The sequence below is a fragment of the Bradyrhizobium ingae genome (assembly GCF_055791185.1).
Genome location: NZ_JBVUBB010000038.1, coordinates 70,001 through 76,246 on the forward strand (window position 1 = coordinate 70,001; position 6,246 = coordinate 76,246).

Here is a 6,246-nt window from a genome sequence, read left to right on the forward strand (position 1 = left end):
TTTGCCAAGGTGCCGGAGCGCGTCGAAGGCGTGCTGCGCGGTGCGTTCGGCGCCAATGATCGCGCCGCCACCGTGCACAAGAGCGACCGCCTGCCGCCGCCCAGTGAATCCACCGCCTCGCGCAACGTGGTGCGCGTCTCGACGGTCGCCCGCGTCGGCAACCGCGACGTGATGCGGGTGCGGCCCTTCATTCGCATCGCCGGCAACCTTTCGATGACGACGAGCGATCTATCGGCCAAGATTCCGCCGTTCAACGCCCAGCGCCTTCTCACCGACGTCGGCTCAGATGCGAAGACTGCATCCGACGACCCCAACAATCCAGAGGCGGTCGAGCCCGACGCCGAAGTTTCCTTCGTCACGAAGGATCTGACGCCGGTACTGCCGAAGGCGAAGATCGCCGCCGTCGTGGCGCTCGATGATATCCTGATGCGGGTGCGCGATGCCGCCAACTGGCGCGGCAATGGCGGCGGCGTTCGTTATGCCGCGCTCGCCAACGCCACCGCCGATGTCTCCGGCGCAACCGGCCAGTCCGACATGAAGATGGCCTACGCCACCGAGACGCCCTCGGCGGACCCCTATGCCGGGTTCGAGACGCGCGTGGTGCCGGAAAACGTCACGCTGCTGCCGAAGACCAAGGAACAGATCACCGGCGGCAACCCCAATGGCGAGCGCGTACATCTCGTCAAGAAGGGCGACTCGGTTGGCTCCGTATTGCGCGATCTCGGCGCGACGCCCGAAGAGATCAAGGCGATCGCCGCGACGCTCGGTCCTCGCGGCCGCGACGGCGGCGTGAAGGAAGGCGAGAAGCTTCGCATCCTGATGGCGCCCGCAAATCCCGGCGCCCGGCTCCAGCCGTTCCGCGTCGTCGTCGCCAACGACACCATGGTCGAGGCGATCGCAGCGCTGTCCGATCTCGGCAAATACGTCGCCGTCGACGTCTCGAGCATGAACACCGTCGCCGACACGGCCGCGAACGCCAACAGCGACGACGATGACGATGACGATGGTACCGGCGTCCGGCTCTACCAGAGCATCTACGAGACCGCGATGCGCAACAAGGTGCCGATGCCGGTCATCGACGACATGATCAAGATCTACTCCTACGACGTCGACTTCCAGCGCAAGGTGCAGCCGGGCGATTCCTTCGACGTCTTCTACGCCGGTGAAGACGAGGGCGTGACGGCGACCGACAAGAGCGAGGTGCTGTTCGCCTCCCTCACGGTCGGCGGCGAGACCAAGAAATACTACCGCTTCCAGAGCCCCGATGACGGCGTCGTCGACTACTATGACGAGACCGGCAAGAGCGCGAAGAAATTCCTGGTCAGGAAGCCCGTCAACAGCGCCATCATGCGCTCCGGCTTCGGCGGCCGCCGCCATCCGATCCTCGGCTATGTGAAGATGCACACCGGCGTCGACTGGGCCACCGCCTACGGCACGCCGATCTTCGCCGCCGGCAACGGTGTGATCGAAAAGGCCGAGCTCGAAGGCGGTTACGGCAAATACGTCCGCATCAAGCACAACAACGGCTACGAGACAGCCTACGGCCACATGTCGGCGTTTGCGAAGGGCATGGAGCCCGGCAAGAAGGTGCGGCAGGGCCAGGTGATCGGCTTCGTCGGTTCGACCGGCCAGTCGACCGGCCCCCACGTCCACTACGAAATCCTGGTCAACGGCCGCTTCGTCGACCCGATGCGCGTGAAACTGCCGCGCGGTCGCTCGCTCGAAGGGCCGATCATGGCGGGCTTCGAGAAGGAACGCGACCGCATCGAGGGGATGATGAGCAACCGCGGTGGCGGTATCGCCCGCATCTCGGATGCGACCGGCGGCCCGCTCCAGGTCACTAATCGCTAAGTCGCCATCCGGTAATTTTCTCAAAAACCGGCCTTTTCCGGGCCCGGTTCTGTCCTACTTCCTCAGTTGCGGAACTGATCGGCGGCCGTCTCGATTGACCCGCGCGACCTGTTTGAGCCGTTGAGCCAGAGGAGGACCAATCATGCGGCGCCTCTCACGCGACGACGTCACCAAGGCCGTCAGCGGGGCTGACGACGTCACCATTGCCCAGATCATCGGAACCGGCGCGACCATCGATGAGCTCGCCGAAGCGCAGGCCTGGCTTGCCAATGACGAGCCCATGATCAACGACCTGCGCCCGCTGGCCCATGGCCGTGTGCGCGAGCTGGTGGATATTCTCTCCGAGGTCGATGAGGGCGGCGACGAGGACGCAGATTCAGGTCCCGCCCCCGCGATCAGCTAGACCGGTCCAACAATTCGCCCCGGAAAGGCGCACTTTCCGGGGCGTGCTGTTCGTGAACGCGACGATCAGTTCAGCTTTCGCTTCGGCACCGGCGTCTCGAACTGGGCGATCTCGGCCGTCTGCGGCGCCTTGCCGTTGAAGGTCAGCACATTGCCCTCGGCCGAGATTGCAACGGTGTCGCCGTCCTTCACCTCGCCGGCCAGGATCATCTCTGCGAGGGGATCCTGGAGATAGCGCTGGATCACCCGCTTCAGCGGCCGCGCGCCGTAGGCGGGATCCCAGCCCTTGGCAGCGAGCCAGTCGCGGCCCGCGCCGTCCAGCGTCAGTGCGATCTTGCGATCGGTGAGCAGCTTCTGGAGCCGCGCGAACTGAATCTCGACGATCCGGCCCATCTCGCTCTTCTGCAAGCGATGGAACAGGATGATCTCGTCGACCCGGTTGAGAAACTCCGGCCTGAAATGCGCCCGCACCGTTGCCATCACGTGCTCACGCACGGCAGAGGTGTCTTCGCCTTCCGGTTGATTCACCAGGAATTCCGAACCGAGGTTCGAGGTCATGATGATCAGCGTGTTGCGAAAATCGACGGTGCGGCCCTGACCATCGGTCAGTCGGCCGTCGTCGAGCACCTGCAACAGGACGTTGAAGACGTCGGGATGCGCCTTCTCGATCTCGTCGAACAGCACCACCTGGTAGGGCCGGCGCCGCACCGCTTCGGTCAGCGCGCCGCCCTCGTCGTAGCCGACATAGCCCGGAGGCGCGCCGATCAGACGCGAGACCGAGTGCTTCTCCATGTATTCGGACATGTCGAGGCGCACCATCGCGGTCTCGTCGTTGAACAGATATTCGGCGAGCGCCTTGGTCAGCTCGGTCTTGCCGACGCCGGTCGGGCCCAGGAACATGAACGAGCCGATCGGCCGGTTCGGATCCTGCAAACCCGCACGCGAGCGCCGCACGGCGGTTGCGACCGCGTGGACGGCTTCGCTCTGGCCGACGACGCGCTTGCCGAGCGCCTCCTCCATCTTGAGGAGCTTCTCCTTCTCGCCCTCCAGCATCTTGTCGACGGGCACGCCGGTCCAGCGCGAGACCACCTGTGCGATGTGATTGGCGGTGACCGCCTCCTCCATCATCTCACCAGAGCCTTCGCGGGCCTCGATATCGGAGAGCTTCTTCTCGAGCTCCGGGATCCGGCCATAGGCCAGCTCGCCGGCCTTCTGGAATTCGCCGCGCCGCTGCGCATTGGCAAGCTCGACGCGCAGGGCATCGAGCTCGGCCTTGAGCTTCTGGGCATTGGAGAGCTTGTTCTTCTCCGCGCTCCAGCGCGCCGTCAACGCCGTCGATTTCTCCTCGAGATCGGCGAGCTCCTTCTCCAGCGCCTGGAGGCGGGTCTTGGAGCCGAGATCGCTTTCCTTCTTCAGGGCTTCCTGCTCGATCTTGAGCCGGATGATCTCGCGATCGAGCGAATCCAGCTCCTCCGGCTTGGAATCGACCTGCATCTTCAGCCGCGCGGCGGCCTCGTCCATGAGGTCGATGGCCTTGTCCGGCAGGAAGCGATCGGTGATGTAGCGGTTGGACAGCGTCGTTGCCGCCACCAGCGCGGAATCGGTGATCCGCACGCCGTGGTGCTGCTCGTACTTGTCCTTCAGCCCGCGCAGGATCGAAATGGTGTCCTCGACCGAGGGCTCGCTGACGAAGATCGGCTGGAACCGCCGCGCCAGTGCCGCGTCCTTCTCGACATGCTTCTGGTACTCATCGAGCGTGGTGGCGCCGATGCAGTGCAGCTCGCCGCGGGCCAGCGCGGGCTTGAGCAGGTTCGACGCGTCCATCGCACCGTCGGCCTTGCCGGCGCCGATCAGCGTATGCATCTCGTCGATGAACAGGATGAAGGTGCCTTCGGTCGCGGTGACCTCCTGAAGCACGGCCTTCAACCGCTCCTCGAACTCGCCGCGATATTTCGCGCCCGCGATCAGCGCGCCGAGGTCGAGCGAGAGCAGCTTCTTGTCCTTGAGGCTTTCCGGCACGTCGCCATTGACGATGCGCAGCGCCAGCCCCTCGACGATGGCGGTCTTGCCGACGCCGGGCTCGCCGATCAGGACGGGATTGTTCTTGGTACGGCGCGACAGCACCTGGATGGTGCGGCGGATCTCCTCGTCGCGGCCGATCACCGGATCGAGCTTGCCGTCGCGCGCGGCCTGCGTGAGATCGCGGGCGTATTTCTTCAGCGCGTCATAGGCGTTCTCGGCGGTCGCACTATCGGCCGTACGGCCTTTGCGCAGCGCCTCGATCGCCGCGTTGAGATTTTGCGGGGTGACGCCGCCCTTGCTCAGGATCGCGCCGGCTTCGCTGCTCTTTTCGAGCGCGAGCCCGAGCAGCAGGCGCTCGACCGTGACAAAACTGTCGCCGGCCTTCTCGCCGGCCTTTTCGGCGGCGTCGAAGGTGCGCGCGAGCTCGGGCGCCAGATAGATCTGCCCGGCGCCGCCGCCGGAGACCTTCGGCACCTTGTTGAGGGCGTCCTCGGTCGCCTTCAAAATCGCCCGGGAATTGCCACCGGCTCGGTCGATCAGGCCCGCAGCGAGGCCCTCATTGTCGTCAAGGAGGACTTTCAGGAGATGGAGAGTCGAAAACTGCTGGTGCCCTTCGCGCATCGCGAGCGACTGCGCGGACTGGATGAAGCCCCTGGAGCGTTCGGTGTATTTTTCAATGTTCATATTGTCTTTCCCTCGGCCTGCCCCTGAAGCCCTCTAAGGCACTCCAAATGGCATCTTCATTGGGTTTCCGCTCGCCGCATTGACGTTTCTCAAGCAGCAAACAGTCGTTAGCAGCCGACGCTGGCGCCGGCCTGACGCAGATGTGGGAACCAAGTCACGGGAACGGAAGAGGCTTCTTCACAAATTCGTGCGCGCATTAGCCGGCTTGGCGCCGGCGGCTGGAATCCCTTAACTAGCGGCATGATGACCAGCCCGACTGCCGAGATCACCGGCCTCTACCGCTATCCGGTCAAAGGCCTCACGCCCGAGCCGCTGCCCCGCGTTGATTTGCGGGTCGGCCAGACCCTGCCCGCCGACCGCCGCTATGCCATCGAGAATGGCCCAAGCGGGTTCGATCCGGAGGCGCCGCAATGGATGCCCAAGACCCAGTTTCTGATGCTGATGCGCAATGAGCGGCTGGCCGCCCTGCACAGCCGGTTCGAAGACGCCACGAATTCTTTGACCATCCGCAAGGACGGTCAGGTCGTCGCCAGCGGCGATCTGGAGACGGCAAGCGGGCGCGATGCCATCGAGAGCTACTTCACCAGCAATTTCCAGAACGAGCTGCGGGGCCCGCCACAAGTGCTGTCGGGGCGCGATCACAGCTTCTCGGATGTCGCCCGCAAGGTTGTCTCCATCATCAATCTCGGCAGCGTCCGCGCCATCGAGGACATGCTCGGCGGCACCGCCGTGCATCCCCTGCGCTTCCGTGCCAATCTGTACCTCCAGGGCTGGCCCGCCTGGCACGAGCTCGACCTCGTCGGCCAGACGCTCGCGATCGGCGCAGCGCGGTTGAAGATCGTCAAGCGCATCGTCCGCTGCGCGGCTACCAATGTCGATCCGGAGACGGCGATGCGCGACCTCGAGATTCCGCCCACGCTGTCGCGCCATCTCGGCCACATGGATTGCGGCATCTACGGCGAGGTGATCGCAGACGGCGAGGTCGGTGTTGGCGACAAGATCGTGCTGGAAGAGCCGAAGCTGGTCTGAACTGCGTAGGGTGGGTTAGAAATCGTAGGGTGGGCAAAGCGAAGCGTGCCCACCACTTCTACCGACGTTCGGGTTAGATAAGTGGTGGGCACGGCGCTATCGCGCCTTTGCCCACCCTACAACTACGCTTGTCGCAATTGTGCAAGTTCATTAATTCGGTGATCGAATCCAGCCCAGCAGGGAGGGTTCGATGCGCGACAATAGCTTCGATCGGACGATTGAACGGAACTACCTTCAGAAATGGCGGTTCCTGATTGC

4 protein-coding genes (1 of these 4 running past the window's edge) are annotated in these 6,246 nt (G+C 64.3%); 3 read left to right on the forward strand and 1 reads right to left on the reverse strand.

The genetic code is table 11. From position 1 onward, the window contains the following. Together ACV1FX_RS34850 and ACV1FX_RS34855 are read left to right on the forward strand one after the other, a co-directional pair. On the forward strand, positions 1-1,851 hold the 3' portion of the coding sequence (locus tag ACV1FX_RS34850; RefSeq protein WP_473122065.1) for a peptidoglycan DD-metalloendopeptidase family protein. The gene continues 216 nt to the left of window position 1, outside the view; 1,851 of the gene's 2,067 nt are visible here — the last part of the coding sequence; the start codon falls outside the window, past its left edge; the stop codon is at positions 1,849-1,851. A 142-nt stretch (positions 1,852-1,993) separates the two neighbouring features. Next, positions 1,994-2,254 (forward strand): hypothetical protein, encoded by a 261-nt coding sequence (locus tag ACV1FX_RS34855; protein ID WP_473122066.1) that lies wholly within the window; start codon positions 1,994-1,996, stop codon positions 2,252-2,254. Positions 2,255-2,319: 65 nt separating this feature from the next. Here ACV1FX_RS34855 and clpB read toward each other — a convergent pair whose 3' ends face one another. Continuing rightward, positions 2,320-4,959, reverse strand: a complete 2,640-nt coding sequence (clpB, locus tag ACV1FX_RS34860) for an ATP-dependent chaperone ClpB (protein WP_473122067.1) — start codon at positions 4,957-4,959, stop codon at positions 2,320-2,322. A gap of 240 nt (positions 4,960-5,199) precedes the next feature. Between clpB and ACV1FX_RS34865 the strand changes: the two genes are divergently transcribed. Further along, on the forward strand, positions 5,200-5,988 hold the full coding sequence (locus ACV1FX_RS34865) for an MOSC domain-containing protein (protein ID WP_473122068.1): 789 nt from the start codon (positions 5,200-5,202) through the stop codon (positions 5,986-5,988). The last annotated feature ends 258 nt before the right edge of the window (positions 5,989-6,246 follow it).

Bases quoted from the DNA above. Each gene is read 5' to 3' on its own strand.
- ACV1FX_RS34865 (WP_473122068.1), top strand. From the start codon at position 5,200: ATGATGACCAGCCCGACTGCCGAGATCACCGGCCTCTACCGCTATCCG.
- ACV1FX_RS34855 (WP_473122066.1), top strand. From the start codon at position 1,994: ATGCGGCGCCTCTCACGCGACGACGTCACCAAGGCCGTCAGCGGGGCT.
- clpB (WP_473122067.1), bottom strand. From the start codon at position 4,959: ATGAACATTGAAAAATACACCGAACGCTCCAGGGGCTTCATCCAGTCC.